The sequence below is a fragment of the Bradyrhizobium sp. dw_411 genome (assembly GCF_018449695.1).
GTDB lineage: Bacteria > Pseudomonadota > Alphaproteobacteria > Rhizobiales > Xanthobacteraceae > Bradyrhizobium.
This window is the reverse complement of sequence record NZ_JAAVUY010000027.1, coordinates 63,141-81,682: the sequence shown is the minus strand read 5'-3', so window position 1 is coordinate 81,682 and position 18,542 is coordinate 63,141. Positions and strand designations below refer to the sequence as shown.

Below are 18,542 nucleotides of genomic sequence, written 5' to 3'. Positions count from 1 at the left end.
TCCGTATTGTGCGCGGTCTCACTCATTTTGATGCAGTGCAGCGCGTAGAGCAGACCCGACGTCAACGCATGTGGTGAAATGTTGGGCGGTATGTAAAAGGGGGCCGCAAGCTTTGAGTCCCCCCCCCTGATGTTGCAATTCCCAGTTCCCGTTGAGACCAAGTCCGTAGAGACCAAGTCCATAGAGACAAAGTCTTCCTGGACCATCGCGTTCGTAGCGCTCTTCATTCTCGGGATGTCGTTCGGCGCTGCCTGGATTGCCGTGGTCGCGCTCAAGGACATCGCCAGCGAGGTCGGCGGATCGCGTTCCGTTCCGGCGCTCGCCAGTGCGCTGGCGTGGCTCGGTTCCGGCGTCGGCGGAATCCTGATGTCCCGGATCGCCGACCGGGTCGGCACACGCTGGACCGTCATCTTCGGCGCGTTGATGATCGGTCTTGGCCTCTCGATTTCGACGCTTGGGCCGCCCTGGCCGCTGTGGCTCGGCCACGGTCTGTTCATCGGCTTGATCGGGCTCGCGGGCATCAATGCGCCGCTGTACATCTATGTCAGCCGCTGGTTCGACCGCCGCCGTGGCTCCGCACTCGCGCTGATCTCAAGCGGCACTTATCTGGCCGGCGCGCTATGGCCGCCGGTGTTCGAGCAGGCGATCGCCCGTTTCGGCTGGCGGCAGACGATGCTGTGGTATGCGCTCGCTGAAATAATTCTGATCGTGCCGTTGGCGGCGATTTATTTTCGCGCGCCTCCCGAAGTGATTCATCACCCGGCGCCGGCCGCAGCCGGTTCAGGCCCGGTGCGTGTGCTCGGCTGGCCGCCCAATGCAGTGTTCGCCGCGATGTGCGCCGCCGCCGTGCTGTGTTGTATTCCGATGGCGATGCCGCAGGGCCACCTGATCGCGTTTTGCACCGATCTGGGGATCAGCCGGTCGATGAGCGCGCTGATGCTGTCGGTGCTGCTCGGAACTGCGTTCCTGAGCCGGCAAGTCTGGGGCGTGATATCGGATCGCATCGGCGGTCTTGCGACCGTCTTGATCGGATCGGCGTGGCAGGCAGTGTCGATGACGGCGTTTCTGCTGACGCAGAGCGAAGCCGGCCTGCTTTTGGTATCCGCCGCATTCGGGCTCGGCTTTTCCGGCATCATCCCGGCCTATGTGCTGGCGGCGCGTGAATTGTTTCCGGCGGCGGAAGCCTCCTGGCGAATCCCGACCATCTTGCTGTTCACTGGATTGGGCATGTCCTCCGGCGGCTGGATCGCCGGGCTGCTTTACGATCATCTCGGATATTATGCGCCTGCCTTCTCTCTCGGTATCGGCGCCAACATTCTCAATTTGCTGATGATCAGCCTGCTGGTCGGCCGGCAACGCCATCGCGCGATCCCTGCCTGAGGTTTAAGGCGCACTATTTGTCGGCACGGACCATCGCATGGTACGTTGCATGTCTTGCATGGTCTCAAAGCATGAAAATTGGGTCGCGGTCTGTCCGGCGGCCGGTCTGACAGCGAAGGCGTTCGTCTGCGCGCGGGTGGAGACTGTCGATATCCTGCTGATGCGGGATGGCGATCGGATATTTGCCTGCGAAAGATTCTGTCCGCACGAACAGGCCGATCTGAGTCAGGGGCGGATTTCCGACGGCCGCTTGTTCTGCCCGCGCCATCTCGCGTCGTTCGGCCTGCTCGACGGCAATATGTCTGCGGGGTGGCCGAGCCGGGATTTGCGGGTCTATCCCGCGCGGATTGAAGGCGACACGATCTGGGTCGATACGGCAGCGATGGGCCGGGCTGGATAACAGGGACGGTGGCGTTCGCGGCGGTTTGAATATTCGCCGCACAGCCTCATCTGGAAAACAATTCCGGCCGATATTCAAAGTGCATGGTGTCGTAGTGATACCATTTTCCGCCCCAGATAAATCCGTGACGCTCGAAGATGTCGACGATCTCGCGCGGCATCCTGTTTTTGTAGGGAATCGTCCCGCTCTTTCCGGACCACAACCAGTAATCGGAATATTTCAGGTTCAGGTCGATAGCGGCCGCATATCCGTGCACGCTCATCTTTCCCGTGTCGGCGACGGGGCGACACGCAAGCACGCCCGCGATGGGGAACGCGGCGGCCTTGATCGAAGGCTCAAGCTCCTCGATCTCGGTGGAAATCGCCTTGAGCCGGTCTGCAATCCCGTTTATCCGCGTCACCCGGATTTCTTTTCCCCAGGAGCGGGGTAACCAGGCGATCGTAGCGAGGTTCTTTTGAAAGTCGCTGTTGTGGCAGTCGCCGTACATTTTCCTGAAGAAGGCTTCATTTCGAAAGCGGCCCGGATCGTCGTTGAGTTGCGGCGGCCGGGAAGCGCCCGTCAGGTAGGGTAAACGAAGCTGATCCAGGATGGAGGCGTTGCGCAGCAGCTCATCAAAGGACTTTGCGCCGATCCCGTCATCGGCATGCATGATTGTCCCGTCTCGCCAGAATATATCCCTGTCGTCGTGTCCGGATAATGCCTCGGGATAGGCCCGGACCAGACGATCCAGGCTTTGATCTGCGGTCTCGGCGCTCAGCTCCGTGGGCGCCAAGAGCTGGCAGAATAAGAGCTGGCCAATCAAGATCGCCGCTGCTCCGAGCGAAATTCTGTTCACTATCGCTTCTCGATCTGGTCCATGAGCGCGACGTTGGCCTGCTCGACCGAATTGAGCCGCGGGTTCCAGGTATTTGGACGGTACCATGAGAAACGTTCGAACCGGGCCTTGAGGTCGGCTGCATCGAAGTAGCGGCCGCGTCTGGCGAAGATTTCGTTGCGGGCTATGCGCAGTTCATCCTTCGAAAGCTTTCTGAGATCGCCGATCGAGAGCACGCGCCTGTCGGAGTCGGGAATGATAAATTCACTGCCGGTCGCTGGAGCGGCCTCCGCGCGCTCGATCGATGCGATGTTGGCCAGCTCAATGCCATTAAGTGGCGGGTCCCACGTGTTGGGAGTGTACCAGGAATACTGGCCAAATCTTGCCTTGAGGTCCGGCGAAGTGAAGTAGCGCCCCTTGCGAGCCAGAATTTCGTTGCGGGCCACCCGCAGATCGTCTTTCGAGAGAGGGTTCAGATCATCAGGCGTGAGCGCTCTCCTGTCGGAATCGGGAAATATGAAACCCGATTGCGCCACCCTGGGCGTCGACGAGGGAGCCGTAGGAATCGGCGCAGACGGCAGAGGGTCGTTGGCCGGACCTGCCGTCGCGAGCTGGCTGGCCGTACCGGAGAAGTAGAACGAACCGTCGATCGGCGACGTCGAGACCCACGGCTGCTGCGAGCTTCCGGTCGCGCGCTTCACGGTCAGCCCGACCTGATTGAATGTCTGGAACACGTCGAGGCCCGGCTTCTGCATCGTATCCACGAGGGCCTTCGTATAGGGACTGTGTCCATCGTCGCCGTCCAGCGCCACGTTTCCCGGCTGCGTCGCGTAGGAAAGCAGCGTGCCCTCCGGTGCGCGGATCTGGGCGAGGCCGCCGTCCGAGGATCGCAGGCCGCGCCCTCCGAACGGGTTGTTCCGGCAAGCGTCCAGGATCACGAGATTGAGCTTGGTGCCGGCGCCCTCCATCTGACGGAGAACGAGTGAGACATCGATCATCTGAAAATCAACGTCGGTTTCGCGGACCGGGTTTGCCGTGATCGGAACCAGATAGTTGGTACCGCGGACCTGGATGCCATGCCCGGCGTAATAGAACAGGGCGACATCGGCGCCGATCAACTGGTTGCCGAAATTTTGCACGGCGGCATCAAAGCGTGCCTTGTCGAGGTCGATCTGCGCACCGCCGCCGACCAGGACGAAGCCCAATCGGCCGAGGGTGGCGGCCATCAATGTGGCATCCGACTTGGGATTGGGGAGCGGCGACACGTTCTGATAGGCCGAATTGCCGATCACGAGCGCTACGCGTTTGTCAGCAAAAGCAGGCGAAGACAGACACGCGATCAGGACTGCGGCCGCAAAATACTTCCAGTTCATAATCGACTTCCATCGACAATATCCGGTCAATTTAGCGGATGGTATCCGACAAATCGAGGCTCACATAGCCTCGCGGGCGCTTGCTGTATCGTGTTTCCGCCGGCGACGCGGACCAAGACCCCGACCTCTCCCGGCTTTAGCGTTGCACTGGCTCCCTGGCGGCGGCGAGAATCCAGCTTCGGAAAGCCTTGATGGCAGGATCGCGCAGGCGATCGTCGCGGATGATCAGTTGATACTCATCGGCCCGCAATTCAGGGCCCGCGATCGGACAGACCAGACGGCCGGCGGCGATGTCGGCTTCAATCAGGTGCAGCGATCCCAACGCAATGCCGAGCCCGTCGACGGCGGCCTGAAGCTGAAGATAGACATGATCGAGCTCAAGGTGTTTTGCCGGCGCGAGGCCCGGGACACCGGCCGCCGCAAACCATTTTGGCCATGCGGAGCGCGTCGTCGTGGAATGCAACAGAACGTGCCGACGCAAGTCTTGCGCCGTTTCCACCGGCCGGTCGCGCAGGATTTTGGGATTGCACACCGGAAGCTGCCGGTCCGGCATCAGCGTCTCGCATTGAATGCCGGGGCCGCGCTCGACGCCTGCGCGGATGCCGATGTCGAAACCAGTTCCGACATAGCGCAGCTTGCGCGACGAGGTCGAGATTTTGACCTCGACGCTCGGATACGCGTCCTGAAATCGCGAGAGTCTTGGCAATAGCCAGCGCAGCGCAAAGCTCGACAACACATTGACGCGAACGATGCCGGACACGCGGCGTGCCGATTGAGGTCCGCGAAGCCTTGATGTTGCCGAGGTCAGGCGCGTCAGCGCCGCGCTGACATCGGTCAGCAGATCCGCGCCATGGTCCGTCAGCGCGACGCCGCGTGTCCGCCGCTCGAACAAGGGGACGCCGAGCCAGTCTTCCAGATGTCTGATCTGTTTGCCGATCGCCCAATGGGTGACGTGCAAATCCTTCGCGGCCTCGACAAAGCTGCCGCGCCGGGCCGCGGCCTCGAAGGCCCTGATCGCATTGAGGGGTAGTTCATCGCCCATGAGTGACTTTTTCTCTCCTCTGACGGGAAAATAGCTCAGTTGAAGGCCCACCGCTACCGGACTATGCCAGCTTGGTAGAGGGAAATGGTCGCAAATGCAGGATCCCTCCTGGGAGGAGTTCTCCCCATTTCGGCCAAACAGCGAATCGGACCGCGGATGATGGCGCTGGAAGCAAACGAGGGAGACGCGGGCGTACCGGCGGCCTCGCGTGCACGGACGCTCTGGACCGCCTGTGCGGCCCACGCGCTGCATGACGGCTACACCGATCTGATTTATCTGCTGCTGCCGATCTGGCAGGCCGAATTTGGGCTCGGCTACGGCGCGCTCGCGTTTCTGCGCGGCGTGGCGGCGGCGACGATGGCAGGACTGCAATTGCCGGCGGGATGGGTCGCCGAGCGTCTCGGCGGCCGCACCGTGCTGGCGCTCGGGACGCTGCTGGCCGCGCTGGGCTATGTGCTTGGCGGGTTTTCCGCCGGATTGATTGGACTATGCGTGGCGCTCGCGGTGACCGGATGCGGATTGAGTACGCAGCATCCCATCGCGTCGGCCGCGGTCTCGCGCGCCTATCAGAACGATGCGCGCGGTCCGCTCGGCACTTACAATTTCTCGGGCGATATCGGCAAGGCCGCTATACCGAGCGGCGCGTCGCTGTTGCTCGGCTTGATGTCGTGGCACTACATGGTGTGGTACCTCGCGGCGCTCGGCGCGGCCGTGGCACTGGCGGTGGCGATCTTCTTTCCGGCCAATCTGCGGCCGGTTGTGTCGGATAAAAAGATCGAACATCACGCTTCCGGCGCGCATAAGGGCTTCACGCTGCTGCTGAGTATCGGCATCCTCGACTCCAGCGTCCGCATGGGATTTCTGACCTTCCTGCCATTCCTGCTGAAGGAGCAGGGCGCATCGCTGTCGACGATCGGCTCGGCGCTGGCGCTGGTGTTCATTGGCGGCGCGGCCGGAAAGTTCGCCTGCGGCTGGCTCGGCGCACGGTTCGGTGTGCTCGCGACGGTGCTGCTGACCGAGGCCGGCACGGCCGCCGTCATTCTCTCCGTGCTGGTGCTGCCGCTCGGCGCGGTGCTGGCGCTGTTGCCGGTCGTCGGCGTGATGCTCAACGGCACATCGTCGGTTCTTTATGGAACCGTTCCCGAACTGGCGCCCGCCGGCCGCACCGAACAGGCCTTCGCGATCTTCTACACCGGCACTATCGGGGCCGGTGCGATCGCGCCGATCCTGTTCGGGATATTGGGCGATGCGGTGGGATCGCACGGCGCGATGATGGCGACCGCGATCACGGCCGCCGTCATTTTGCCGCTCGCGATCGCCCTAGCACCGCGGCTTCCGGCCGCAGCATCGGTAAGCCGCGACGCTGATTAAAGACCTTTGACAGAGCCGGGCTTGAGCAACGCGATGGCGCGATCGATCAGGGATTGCTGATAGCGATAAAACATCTCGTCCCCCATCGGGGTCACGAACGAGCTGACTTGAGTTTGGCAGCGCTCGCGCAGTTCGGTCAGGCGGAGCAGGATGTCGGCGCGGGTGTCGGGCAAACGAACTTGCGATGAACCGGCTTCTGGCTGAAGGTGCTGAACTTCGGCTTCGAGTTTTTCGCGTGCTGAGTCGATGCGCCAAAGACGAAACCGGCTCAGTCCGCGCAGCCCGTTGGAGAACGCGGTTGCGGCCATCAGCAGATAGACCCAATAGACCGGCGACATCAGATTGACGGCCCATGGGAAATATCGATCGGGGAATTGCATCTCTCCGGTGGCGAAGAATTGCCTGGCTTCGGACGCCAGCGGGACCGTGGCGGCCGAACTGGTCCAGGCCGGCGGATTGCTCTTGATGAAATCCGGAATCTCCGCGCTGAGCAGCGAGAGAAATGCAATCCGGTCCGCACGCTTGGCGCAGGGATTCGCGATGATCAGCGTGTTGACTTGCGCCGCGAGTTTGTCGGCTTCCGGCAGCGGCGGGACCAGGCTGAAGCGACCCGCGGGAATCCGCCCGAGCGTCAGCCATCGATAGCGGTCAACCAGGCCCGGCAAGTCTTTCAATTCCACAATGTCCAGATTGTTCTGCCGAATGATGGTGCGCAGAAATTCCGCATCGCTTCTGATCACATAGGCTGCAAGATCAAGCCGCCCTTCCGATACCGCGCGCGCTTGTTGCTGCAAATCCATGGTCGGCATCTCGATTTTCAGACCAGCCAGATCAGGATCGGCGAATAGCTGCCGCATCAGAAATGCCGTCCCGGAGCCTTCCGGGCCGATGCCGATGGATTTGTTGCGCAGGTCTTCGAAGGTCCTGATGGTGTTGTCGCGACGCGTGAGCAGCACCAGTGTTTCCGGCTCGGGAAGCCGTCCTATCAGCTCCAATCCCATGTCGGCCTGCATCGGCGTGCCGTCCTGGACCAGCGCGAACGCCGCGTCGCAGCGCGTGGCGCCTTGCACCAGACGGCTGACGTTTTCGACGGAGCCCGACGTCGCGACCGGCGTGAGCTTGCCGTGATCGCTCATCGCCCGCTCGGCCAGGCGCGTCGCCAGGGCGTAGTATGCGCCGGTCGGCGGCCCGGACAGCAGCGACGCTTTGAGAAAGCCGTATTGGCGTGCCAGACCGAACATCGAGATCAATGCCGCCACCAGCGCGGACGCGATCAGGATGACCGCGGCACGCAGCACGCCCCGACGTCGCCAGATCGATAGACGGTTGAGGCTTTCATCCGCTCGCGTCGGCATGATCGCGCCTTTTGCTATTCGACGTGTTCGGCCTCTCTCAATAGCAGCAGTATTATATTGGGTAATTTGCGGCGTTTTCGCTCGCTTTTTAGATATTTCAGGCGCCAGGCGTTGGGTGGCCTCCCGGCTTTGGTCGCGCGAAATACTGATGTAGTCTCACGTCATGAGATTTGTCGCATTCCTTGTTGCGCTTGTTGTCCTGTCCGGGAGCGCTTTGGCCAAGCCAGCCAAACATCGTGCCAGATTGCAGGGAAAGCCGGCTCCAACCGAGCAGCGGACATTTCCCTCCAATGGCTACGCCATGCCGGTTCGATAACAGAATGCACGGCAAAGGGGAGTGCGCTTTATGCCGCGTAACCGGCTTCCCGCCCGCCGGATGGCAGAGCCTTCAATCCTTCTGCGCGTTGACCGCGCCCTTGAGCCCGGCGGTTGTTTCGATCTGCTGCAAGCGTCCGCTCGACTGGACGTCGCGAACGAAGTTGTCGAGCAGTCCCTGCGCAGTTTCACGTCCCTTGGGGACGGCAATGGCCATGTGTTCCGCGCCCCAATTGCCATCCAGAACCCGCGCGCCGGGCAGCGACCGCGCCATCTGGAACAGGATCGACTTGTTGGTGGCGTAGACGTCGAAAACACCATCGCGCAGCGAATTGATCGCATCCGGGACGCTCTCGGTCGAAATGATCTTCGCATTCCGGTATTTTTCCGCCAGCACCCGCTCCGACGTGCCGCCCTTGGAAACGCCGATGCGGATGCCCGGCCCGTCGATCTGCTCGGGCCGGGCAATCGGCGAATTCGCGGGCACCAGGTAGCCGAGTTCGACCATCAACAGCATCTTGCTGAAGTTGATGTCCTTGGCCCGCACCGGCGTAGCATTGGTGACGGTGAAGTCGACTTTGCCGTCCTTGATCGCGTCGATGACATCGGCGACGCGCGGAAAGTTCACATATTCGACCGGCACATTCAGCCGCGCGGCGAATTCCTTACCGAGGTCGTAGGTCACGCCGTGCTTCTCTTTGGTTTCGGGATCGGTCACCTCCGAGGTCGGGCTGCCCGCATAGACGCCGACACGCAAATGGCCTGATGGCGCCAGCGCCTTGCCGGCGGCCGGATCGGTCGACTGCGCCTGGAGCGCGCCGCCACCGGCCAGAAAAGCGAATGCGAGTGCCGCAAACCCTGCGCGCAGCGATAAGCCCATCATCGTGATCCTCCGCTTTGGGGTAGGTGAACGGTTTCGAATCCCGGCTCCCGGCTCTGTCAGAAGCTCAACTACCCCGGGCAAGTCAAGCAGCCGGCGACAATGAACTTGATCGGGACATGGACGACTAACCGCCAGATGAGATCAAAGGAACCATGAAATGAAGCGCAGGGCATCCTGGATCGGCCTATTGGTTGCCTGCAGTATCGGTGTCTGCAATGCGGCGGCCGCCGCGCCGCCCGCGGGTTACAAGATCGAAGAGAAATACACCCGGAAATCGCCCGATGGAGCGACGACGATCGAGCAATATCTGAACAAGGATACCGACGACTGGACATGGCAGTTCTGGGTGCGCCGGCAGGACGCATTCACGCTGCTCGATCCAAAGCCGGCCGATTACCCCGCGGATTTTATCTTCACCAGCGATCTGAAATGGATCGTGCGGGTGCAAAAGATCGGCTCAGGCACCGCCACGCTGCATCTCTATCGTCTGACGCCGCAGGGCTATGCGCGCGCGAACAAGAAGCCGCTCGGCGACATGGCGTGGGATTATCTGAAGATGAGGCCCGACTGGCGAAAGCTCGTGAAGACGCCGGAGTATCACACCTCGGCGTATCTGCTGGAGGGGCTTGAGGAGAACTATCGCGGGCACGGCGTCGATTGGCCGGCGAACCGCTATCTCCTGATCGCCCTGTCGGGGGACGCCGACGTCAGGGGGCGCAAACCGATGCAGACCGGCGTCGTGCACGGCTGGCGCTGCCGATATGACCTGGAGAGCGGCAGGTTCGACGTGCCTGCGCTTTTTGCGGGTAACAATGCGAAGGCCATCATGCCGGAGTGAATGAGGCTTTTGATCGTCGCAACGTCCGGTCGCCGAGGTCGCGGGCCGTTTCGTATCAGGCCAACCCTGCGAAGCTGCCTCTCTGCGAGGCGAGAGCGCGCATCTTTAGCTGGAAGGCGGGGCTGTTACGATGTCTTCATAGGCATAGCGCTTCTTGATGAGCCCGGCATGCTGGAAGATATCCTGCGTCGCCTCGAAGGCTGATCGCGTGATTTCGACGTGCGGGCTCCACGTTCCGAGTTTCTGATACGCCGCGATGGTATCGGTGAGCACGGAAGGATCGGTGCCCTTGAAATAGGAAGCCTCGGCGCTGGCGATATCCGATGCCTTGGTCGCGATCACCCAGGCGCGCGCCTTGCGATAGGCGCGCATGAACGCTTTTGCCTGATCGGTTTCCAGCCATTCGCGTTTGGCGGCGAGGCTGGAGAACGCGCAGGGGCCGATGACATCAGCCAGCGCCGTCACGATATGGGCAGCGCCGTCGTGCTCGAGCTGCTGCGGATACGGCCCCTGCAGATGAATGTAATCGCCTTGACCCCCGCGGAAGGCCGTCACCATGGCGTCGGCCGAACCTGCATCGATCATCTCGATATCCTTGATGTCGATGCCGCTTTTGAAACAGGCATATTTGAACATCGGGGGTGGCTGGTATCCTCCCGTCACAAGGACCTTCTTTCCTTTCAGTTTCTGCCACGAGAAATCCCGGTCGGCGTCTCGCGCGGCGAGAAAGAAACCGTCCCTTTCGTTGATCTGCGCGAAATGGACGGCGGAAGGACGCTCGCCTTTTTCCAGCGCATTGAACGCCTGGGCCGGCGCCGACTGGACCACATGCGCGCTGCCATTATCGAGGCTGGCCAACGCCGATTTGCCGGGAGGCGCTACGGTAAAAACCGGGGCCAGGCCTTCGGCCTGCAAAAAGCCTCCGGCCATGGTCGCGACGAGCGGAGAATAAAACGCGGAGAACAGAGTGAACTCTATTCGGATCGGTTCAGCGGCCATCGCGATCCCCTTGGAAAACAGGCCGCCCGCGAGAGAAGCCGCAGACAATCCCAACATTTTCCGACGATTCATCATCACAACTCCCGGAATTCAACGATCCAACTTGAAGCTTATACTACTTGTTCAAGATCGTGGCAGGGCGCTGTTCGACATCGGCAGATGAAAGCTCAGTCATTCGTGCCGCAATGAATTTCTATGCATCGTCCATTACGAAATTTCATGGGCGGCCACTCGCACGCTCACGCTAGAATTCTTCCAAAAATCCCGACCAAAAGTCGTGGCGAACAATCATACGGAGGAAATCAGCGATGGACACAATAAGTCCGCTTCAGGCCACAAAACCCGCTCCCAATATGCCCGTAAATGCCAGTCGCCGCCCGGGCGAGCCATCGAGGTTCGTGCACAACACCTGGTATGTGGCGATGTTCTCCAGCGATCTTGAGCGGGGGCAGATGGTGCACCGCACGATCCTGAACGAGCCTGTCGTCTTCTATCGGAAAGAGGATGGCGGCGTGGCTGCGATGATCGATCGCTGCTCGCACCGTTTCGCGCCGCTCTCGATGGGCAAGCTGCTGCCGGGCGACCGGGTTCAATGCATCTACCACGGCCTGGAGTTCGGCGCCGACGGACAATGCGTCAAGAATCCCCACGGCAAGGGCACCATCCCGCCGCCGCTGCATCTGCGCAGCTTTCCCGTCGTCGAGCGTCATACGTTGATCTGGATCTGGATGGGCGACAAGAAGGCCGATCCTGCGACGATCCCCGATTACTCCTGTCTCGATAATCGGCCGGCACTCCATGTCACCCGGCCGGGTTATCTGAATGTGGCCGCGCATTACGAACTGGTGGTCGATAATCTGCTCGACCTCAGCCACATCTCCTATGTGCATGTCGGAATTCTCGGCAATGCCGATACCGCGAATGCCGACATCGGCGTCGACCAGAAAGGCGATGTCGTGGCCGTGAGCCGCATCTCCAAGAATGCCGAGACGCCGGGTATTCTCAAAATGATGAGTCCGGCTGGCTTTGAACGCGGCGATCAGTGGAACACGATTTCCTGGTATCCGCCGAGCAACATGATCCTCGAATTCGGAGCCAGCAAGCCGGGCGAACCAAAGGAAAAGGGCACCGGCTATTTCGCCATCCATCTGCTGACGCCGGAGACGGAGCGCAGCACGCATTATCACTACACCGCGGCGCGCTGGAACGTACTCACCGACGACGAACAGAATGCGAAGATCCGCGACAAGATCTACGAGATGCGGACCTTTGCTTTCGCCGAACAGGATGTGCCGGTGATCGAGGCGCAGCAGATCTGCATGGATCAGCCGGAGAAGCCGCTCAGGCCCGCGCTTCTCAGCATCGATGCCGGCCCGATTGCCTACCGGAAGGTGCTGGATCGGCTGCTGAGCGAGGAAGGTTAGTGCAATCCGATTGAGCCGGCGGTTCGCACTGACGCGTGCGTGCCGCCGGCCGGATCACGGATATTGTGCCTGCCGGCTTAATTCACCCGGCCGGTCGAAGGCGGATTGTTGGACGGCGCGACATTGAGCAGATAGGCCGGGTTGTCAATGCACATGGTCCGGATCGCCGTCTCGGAAAGACCTTTTTGGTTCAGCCCTTGCACGTATGAACGAAGCATCTCCGGCGGGTTCGGATGAAACGGCTGGCCGGCATCGGTCGAGATGATGGCGTGTTTCGGACCAACCGCCTCCATGATGTCCTTCATCTGCTGCAGTGTCCTTCCGGCGATGATCGGAAAGACATTGGCGGCGCAAAACTCCAGATAAATTCCCTGGCGCGTCAGATCGATCATGGTTTCCAGATCGAGATTCGGCACGGTGAATTCGGGATGCGTGATCAGCATCCGTTTCAGCTTTTGCGACAATGCATATTCGGCGACCGCATAAATCTCTTCCTTCGAGATGTGTCCGGTCGCCAAAACCGCATCATATGCATTGACGATGTCGATCACTTCCTTGGTCTCGGCGCTGAGCTTTCCGTTGCCGTCCAGTACGGTGTATGTCTTGTCAAAGGTGCTCGGCCGCTTGAAGTCGAGCGTCATCGCCTTGAAACCATAGGTTCCCGCACCGCCAAAGGCGCGGGCATGGTTGGCGGCGTCCAGCGTCGGCAGCCAGACGATCTTCGCGCCCATATCCATCGCGAGTTCGACCGCCGCCGGATTGATGCCGCCGACGCCGCGATTTAGCGCGATCGCCGCATAGACTTTGAAGCTCGGACTATTGATTTCTTTGTTGGCGTGGTGCGCGCGCGCGATCGTGCTTTCGAAATGGCCTTTGGTGACCATTGCTGCCATTCCCGCCGCGGCACACATCCGTCCTACGTCCCCGGCATCGCCGATACGCCGAAATGAAACCGGCCCGGTGTGAACGTGGAGATCGTAGAAGCCTTCGATGCTGATCGGTTCCATGCGTGGTCTCTTTCTTATTTGCGTCCTCACTATTCACCATCGATCTGGCATGCGCCACTGCAATTTTCGTTTCGTTGCGCTATGCGCAACATAATGAAGTCAAATCATCCGTTTTGCCTTTGATTGGAGGCGTGAAACTGAAGTGATGGGTGGCAAACATAAAACTGTGCAGTGCAGCTCATTTCGCTCGATAGTCACTGCGACGGCGAACAATTCCATTTCGTTGTTGACAACAGCACGGCAAGAGTCGAGCATTTGTCTCGCAATATCGTTGCGCCATGCGCAACAATTTGAAAGACAACCTGAAGATGACGCGCCCTTCGCAAACTGCACCGCTTCCCGCGACCGACGCCAAGGCGGCGATGGCGAAGTCACGGGCCGCGTCGAGATCGGCGCGGGCCGAACCCGGTAATCCGGCCAAGTCGAATCCCGTCAGGTCCGATCCGGCCAAATCGCGTTATACGGTTCAATCGCTCGTCGTCGGTTTGCGCGTGCTTGAGGCCTTGGCGAAGGGCGGCGAACCGAGAGGCGTTACCGAACTGGCGCGCGCGCTCGGCACGACCAAGTGGGTGATCTTCCGTCATCTGCACACGCTTTGCAGCCAGAAGTTCGTGGTTCAGGACGCGGTGACGGAGAAATACGAGATCGGTCCCCGGTTTTATGCCTTGAAGGAAATGCTGCCCGACCGCTTTGCGTGGGCGCCCAAGGCGCGTGGCGAGATGCTGCGCCTGCGGCAGGAGGCCGAGTATACGGTCGCGATAGCGGGACCGCTCGAGGATGACAGTGGCGTCGTCATTCTTGACGTCAAGGGCGGCATGCAGAACGTGCAGTTCATGCTGAAGGTCGGCGCGGTGTTCGATTATCACGCCTCCGCACATGGAAAACTTGCACTGGCTTTCGGAGATCCGCGGCTGCTCGAACGGGTCATCGCGCAAGGTCTTCCGCGCCGGGCACGCAAGACGATCACTTCACCGGACGCCCTTCGGCGGGAAGTTACCAAGGTGCGCAAGCGTGGCTGGGCTATGGCTCCTGAAGAATCCGACCCCGGCATGAATGCCCTGACCGCGCCTTTCTTTTCCAGTCAGGGCAAGTTCGAGGGGTCGATCGGTATTTTCGGTTCGCTCGATCAGATCAGTGACAACCCGCCGCCGGCGTTGGTGCGGGCAGTCGTCCAGGCGGCGCAACGTATCTCGCAACGCCTGGGTAACAGAACGCTTCACGTCGCCGACAACCGAGTCCAGTGATGGAATAGGCTGTCGAAAGCACCGCAGCCGCTGACGTCGCAGTTTAAAGGGGTCTACCGCAAAAGCCAAAAAGAGACACGCAAACCCAGTGTTTCGAGCAAGCCAACGCAGAGTGGCGATGCCGACATCAATATGAGGGAGGGATTCATGTTTGCCTGGTTGAAAGACCTGACGAAATCCGAACGCCGGACCATGATCGGCTGCGTGGGCGGCTGGGGCATGGATGCGTTCGATCTCAACGTCTACGGATACGCGGTTCCGACACTGATCGCCGCCTGGGGCATCACCAATACGCAGGCCGGGATGATCGGCACGGTGACCTACGTGGTGTCGGCCCTCGGAGGCTGGGTGGCCGGCATGCTGTGCGATCGCATCGGCCGGGTGCGGATGCTGCAGATCACCATTCTTTGGTACGCCTTCTTCACCTTCGTTTGCGGCTTTGCCCAGAACTTCGAGCAGCTCTTTGTCCTGCGTGCGCTTCAGGGCGTGGGCTTCGGCGGCGAATGGGGTATCGGCGCCGTCCTGATGTCGGAGGCGATCCGCGATAAATATCGCGGCCGCGCCGTAGGTATCGTGCAGAGCGGTTACGCGATCGGCTGGGCCGCGTCCGCGTTGATCTACACGGGCCTGTTCGCATTCCTGCCCGAATCGATCGCCTGGCGCTGTTTGTTCTGGCTCGGCGTGCTGCCCGCACTGCTTGTGTTCTGGATTCGCAAGCACGTCCCCGAAACCGCCATCTACCAGAAGGAGGGAGAGGGCGCGGCCAATCACGGGATCGGCCATCTCTTCTCCATCTTCGAGCGGTCATACCTTTGGACCACGGTGAGACTTTCGGTCATGATCATGGGCGTGCAGGGTGGCGCCACCGTGATCGCCATCTGGCTACCCACCTATCTGCGGACGGAGCGTGGGCTTTCAGCCGTAACCAGCGGTAGTTACCTGTTTGCGCTGATCTGCGGCGCGTTCGTCGGCTACGTTGGCGGCGCGATCCTTGCGGACGGGATCGGCCGCAAGCCGACGTTCATGATCTCGGGCCTGGGCTCGATCGTCGTGATGACGATCTACGCCTTCGCACCTATCAGCAACACGTTCATCCTGCCGGTCGGTTTCGTACTCGGCGTGTTTGTGTTCTCGGCGTTCTCGCCGATCGGCGCCTTTACCGCCGAGCTCTATCCTACCCGTATCCGCGGTACCGGTCAGGGTTTTACTTACAGCTTCGGTCGGGCGATGGGCTCGACCTTCGCGACCGTCGTTGGCTACCTCAGTCAACATGAAACCTCGCTCGGGATCGCCATGGGGGCGATGGCCGTGAGCTGTTATGGGCTCATGCTGCTCGGATTGATCCTGCTGCCGGAAACGCGGGGCAGAAGCCTGCTCGCGCTCGATGCCGAAGACAATGAACGCGACCAAATCGCACGGGCGAATACGGCGCGCAAAGCCAGCGCAACTGTCACGCCGTGACTTGAAACCACAGGATCCGAACACACCAGCCGCCGGGAGAAGATATGTCGCAACGCCTGAAAGTATACAAGATCGCCGATCTGCCGCTCGAAACGCGGCTTCATGAAGGGCGGATGAAGCGTTACTCGCTGCGAACCCAGCACGCCCAGATCGTATTTGGGGAAATTACGCCGCAGCCGCCCGGACAGCAGCACAATCACCGGACACCGCATGACCATCCATACGACATGCTGCTGGTCGTGCTGGACGGCACGATGATGCAGGATGTTGAAGGCGTCGAGTATCGGCTCGATGCCGGCTCGGCAACGATCGTTCCGGCTCATTACATGCATCGCGGCTACGCCTTCGGCGACCGCCCGGCGTCGCTGTTCGAGGTCTTCGCCCCCGCGCGCACCGACTACATCGATCTGGTTTCATATCAGACCGAGTTTACCGACAAGGGCGAGCATTGGGTGAAGGGCGATAGCTTCACCTGGACACCCTTCACCCGCAACGATCCCGGCAAGAAACGACTGCCGGTGTATCAACTGTCCGGCATGCCGGTGGAAAACAAACTGCATCAAGGCCGCATGCAGCGGAAATCGATCCGCACCGAACATGCCCAGGTGGTATGGGCCGAGATCACGCCGCAGCCCAGGAGTCAGCAGGCCCATCACCGCAAACCGCACGATCATCCCTATGACATGATGCTGATATGCACCAAGGGCGGCATGCGAATGGAAGTGGACGGTGTCGACTACGACATGCCGGCGGGAACGGCGATGATCATCCCGGCATTCGCCATGCATCGCGGTTACGCTGTCGGTGACGAGACCGCGTCGCTCATTGAAATTTTCGCCCCCGCGCGATTGGACTACAGCCATCTGGTTGAATATCAGCAGGAGCAATTCAGCGATAAGGGAAAGCCCTGGGTCAAACCCGAATTCGATTCCTGGAACAAGCCTTCAACTTGAAGGCAGTGTGGCGACCCCGAGTGGATGACCGGACAATTCGGGGTCGTTTTCTTCCGCGACTTTAGCTGTTTCGACGCAAAGAGCTCACGGGTGTCCCTCATGATTTCCTCTTTATATGAAATGAATGAAGCAACTCCTGAAGAAGGCCTGGATCTGCTGCGGGCTTTTATGAAACTCAGGAATCGCGAGGTGAGAACGCAAATAATCGAACTGGTCGAACGCGCTCTATCCGAACAGCGTGCGGAGAAACGTTTCCAGCGAAATCCTCGGAAACCGTAAAAACATTCCGGCGCTGATATCTTTCGCGCAGCGACATTACGCCGGGAAACGAGGCATCGGCTTGCGGACCGTGAAGCCGTGTGGTTCTGACGCCTCGGCGCTGGCGTTCAAGTTGGCGGAAGTGTCCGCTGATGACGGCGACAAAAAATCCCGATGACCGGGATTGTCTAGCGAAACCATTCTTCGCTTTGCTGGCGAAGGCGGGTCGTTCGAGCCTCCCTTGAAATCCAGCTGCGGAGTGCCCGCAATTTCTTGAGATTCCGGCTCTCTTTTGGATAGGTCAGATAGTATCCGGAGTTACCGATCACCTTTCGCGGATATGCAGCGACCAGTCGTCCGCTTTTGAGTTCGTCCCAGCAAAAAGCAGGCTGGCCCAGCGCAATACCAAGCCCCTCCAGGGCCGCCTGGTAGGTCAAGGTCGAGCTTTGGAAAGTCATCGGACGTTTGAGTTCGAATTCCGTCGCCCCCGCAGCCTTGAACCATTGAGCCCAATCCAGTGGGCGTTGGATCGAGTCCAACAAGGACTGTTCGGAAAGCGATTGCAGCGTGAAGCCGCCATCCGGTCGAGGAAAATCGGCACTGCAGATCGGGAAAAGCATATCCTCAAACAAGAGATGCTTCTCAAGCGCTGGATCAATTGACGCCGACCATTGCACGGCGGCATTGCAATCATCGTGGTCAAAGTCGGCAGGATCGTGCGACGTTGTGATTTGGACCGAAATATTCTGCTCTTCCGCGTGGAAGTTTGCCAGCCGCGGGACCAGCCAACGGATTGCAAATGTAGGCGGCGATCTAAGCTTGAGCTCTCTGTCGTCCAGTCGGGTGGTCGCCCTGGCGGTCGCGCGCGAGATCTGATCGAACGCGATCCGCACATCCTCCAGATACGCAGCACCGACGGCCGTCAGGGTGACCCTGCGATGCTGCCGCTTGAACAGTTTCGCCTTGATGTCATTTTCGAGTAACGCAACCTGTCGACTGACAGCGCCCGGCGTCACATGAAGTTCTTCACTGGCCTTCTTGAGGCTCCCCAGCCGTGCGGCGGCTTCGAAGGCCCGAAGGGCATTGAGGGGAGGTAGCCGACGGGTCGCGCCGATCCCAGACGCGCCAATCCCATTTGCGGCCTGCGCCGGGGCTGCGCCTTTCAGATCGACTTTCTTCTGTGGGCCGGGATTTGCCATGAGTGAGAATTTCTCAATTAAAACCGCCAATTTTTGGTCTGTCAATTTTTATAATCCTGGCTCATTTCTCGGGAAATGGAGCCGGTTTGACCGGCGCTCGCGAAGTAAGGCTGCGGATCATCAGGCGCTTGCGTGAGCTTTGGTCAACCAACGAGAGAGGGGGGATTGTGATGACACGGCAATCGATACGCCAAGCCCTGTCGGCCGAGTCGCCCCTAGTGATGCC

17 protein-coding genes are annotated in these 18,542 nt (G+C 60.3%); 9 read left to right on the top strand and 8 right to left on the bottom strand.

Annotated features, from left to right (window positions below):
* Positions 1 to 129: 129 nt before the first annotated feature.
* Together HB676_RS31575 and HB676_RS31570 are read left to right on the top strand one after the other, a co-directional pair.
* Positions 130 to 1,380 carry an MFS transporter gene (locus HB676_RS31575; protein WP_213742412.1) on the top strand — a complete coding sequence of 417 codons (1,251 nt, stop codon included), beginning with the start codon at positions 130 to 132 and terminating at the stop codon, positions 1,378 to 1,380.
* A gap of 58 nt (positions 1,381 to 1,438) precedes the next feature.
* Positions 1,439 to 1,780: a Rieske (2Fe-2S) protein gene (locus HB676_RS31570; protein WP_213742411.1), complete on the top strand. Its 342-nt coding sequence runs from the start codon at positions 1,439 to 1,441 to the stop codon at positions 1,778 to 1,780.
* 46 nt (positions 1,781 to 1,826) lie between these two features.
* Here the strand turns inward: HB676_RS31570 and HB676_RS31565 are convergent, their stop codons facing one another.
* The 3 genes from HB676_RS31565 to gcvA form a co-directional block, all read right to left on the bottom strand.
* Complete coding sequence (locus HB676_RS31565; protein ID WP_346347469.1) at positions 1,827 to 2,615, bottom strand: M15 family metallopeptidase; 789 nt, start codon at positions 2,613 to 2,615, stop codon at positions 1,827 to 1,829.
* Entirely contained in the window at positions 2,615 to 3,967 is a 1,353-nt protein-coding gene (locus HB676_RS31560) for a YARHG domain-containing protein (protein WP_213742409.1), read from the bottom strand. Before HB676_RS31560 ends, HB676_RS31565 begins: the two co-directional genes overlap by 1 nt.
* A 136-nt stretch (positions 3,968 to 4,103) precedes the next feature.
* Positions 4,104 to 5,009: a transcriptional regulator GcvA gene (gene gcvA, locus HB676_RS31555; protein ID WP_213742408.1), complete on the bottom strand. Its 906-nt coding sequence runs from the start codon at positions 5,007 to 5,009 to the stop codon at positions 4,104 to 4,106.
* A gap of 159 nt (positions 5,010 to 5,168) precedes the next feature.
* Between gcvA and HB676_RS31550 the strand changes: the two genes are divergently transcribed.
* Positions 5,169 to 6,380: an MFS transporter gene (locus HB676_RS31550; protein WP_213742407.1), complete on the top strand. Its 1,212-nt coding sequence runs from the start codon at positions 5,169 to 5,171 to the stop codon at positions 6,378 to 6,380.
* Here the strand turns inward: HB676_RS31550 and HB676_RS31545 are convergent.
* Together HB676_RS31545 and HB676_RS31540 are read right to left on the bottom strand one after the other, a co-directional pair.
* Positions 6,377 to 7,735, bottom strand: a complete 1,359-nt coding sequence (locus HB676_RS31545; RefSeq protein ID WP_213742406.1) for a TAXI family TRAP transporter solute-binding subunit — start codon at positions 7,733 to 7,735, stop codon at positions 6,377 to 6,379. The two genes, HB676_RS31550 and HB676_RS31545, sit on opposite strands and share 4 nt — an antisense overlap.
* Before the next feature lie 388 nt (positions 7,736 to 8,123).
* On the bottom strand, positions 8,124 to 8,933 hold the full coding sequence (locus HB676_RS31540; protein ID WP_249780554.1) for a transporter substrate-binding domain-containing protein: 810 nt from the start codon (positions 8,931 to 8,933) through the stop codon (positions 8,124 to 8,126).
* 157 nt (positions 8,934 to 9,090) lie between these two features.
* Here HB676_RS31540 and HB676_RS31535 point away from each other — a divergent pair, with 157 nt between their 5' ends.
* A complete protein-coding gene (locus HB676_RS31535) occupies positions 9,091 to 9,771 on the top strand; it encodes a hypothetical protein (RefSeq protein ID WP_213742405.1) in 681 nt (226 codons plus the stop codon).
* Between the two features lie 105 nt (positions 9,772 to 9,876).
* Here HB676_RS31535 and HB676_RS31530 read toward each other — a convergent pair whose 3' ends face one another.
* Positions 9,877 to 10,842 (bottom strand): ABC transporter substrate-binding protein, encoded by a 966-nt coding sequence (locus HB676_RS31530; protein WP_213742404.1) that lies wholly within the window; start codon positions 10,840 to 10,842, stop codon positions 9,877 to 9,879.
* A gap of 236 nt (positions 10,843 to 11,078) precedes the next feature.
* Here HB676_RS31530 and HB676_RS31525 point away from each other — a divergent pair, with 236 nt between their 5' ends.
* The gene (locus tag HB676_RS31525) at positions 11,079 to 12,194 is read left to right on the top strand and encodes an aromatic ring-hydroxylating dioxygenase subunit alpha (protein ID WP_213742403.1); all 1,116 of its coding nucleotides are present in this window, start codon (positions 11,079 to 11,081) and stop codon (positions 12,192 to 12,194) included.
* A 77-nt stretch (positions 12,195 to 12,271) separates the two neighbouring features.
* On the opposite strand, the gene HB676_RS31520 is transcribed toward HB676_RS31525, so the two are convergent.
* Positions 12,272 to 13,201 carry a DUF6282 family protein gene (locus tag HB676_RS31520; protein WP_213742402.1) on the bottom strand — a complete coding sequence of 310 codons (930 nt, stop codon included), beginning with the start codon at positions 13,199 to 13,201 and terminating at the stop codon, positions 12,272 to 12,274.
* 308 nt (positions 13,202 to 13,509) lie between these two features.
* On the opposite strand from HB676_RS31520, the gene HB676_RS31515 reads away from it, so the two are divergent.
* The 4 genes from HB676_RS31515 to HB676_RS31500 all read left to right on the top strand — a co-directional run bounded on the left by HB676_RS31515 (position 13,510) and on the right by HB676_RS31500 (position 17,138).
* Positions 13,510 to 14,445, top strand: coding sequence for an IclR family transcriptional regulator (locus tag HB676_RS31515; RefSeq protein WP_213742401.1), 936 nt, complete (start codon positions 13,510 to 13,512; stop codon positions 14,443 to 14,445).
* Positions 14,446 to 14,592: 147 nt separating this feature from the next.
* A complete protein-coding gene (locus HB676_RS31510) occupies positions 14,593 to 15,906 on the top strand; it encodes an MFS transporter (RefSeq protein WP_249780553.1) in 1,314 nt (437 codons plus the stop codon).
* Positions 15,907 to 15,950: 44 nt separating this feature from the next.
* A complete protein-coding gene (locus HB676_RS31505) occupies positions 15,951 to 16,859 on the top strand; it encodes a cupin domain-containing protein (protein WP_213742399.1) in 909 nt (302 codons plus the stop codon).
* A 24-nt stretch (positions 16,860 to 16,883) separates the two neighbouring features.
* A complete protein-coding gene (locus HB676_RS31500; RefSeq protein WP_213742398.1) occupies positions 16,884 to 17,138 on the top strand; it encodes a hypothetical protein in 255 nt (84 codons plus the stop codon).
* Between the two features lie 167 nt (positions 17,139 to 17,305).
* Here the strand turns inward: HB676_RS31500 and HB676_RS31495 are convergent, their stop codons facing one another.
* A complete protein-coding gene (locus HB676_RS31495) occupies positions 17,306 to 18,361 on the bottom strand; it encodes a LysR substrate-binding domain-containing protein (RefSeq protein WP_213742397.1) in 1,056 nt (351 codons plus the stop codon).
* Positions 18,362 to 18,542: the final 181 nt, after the last annotated feature.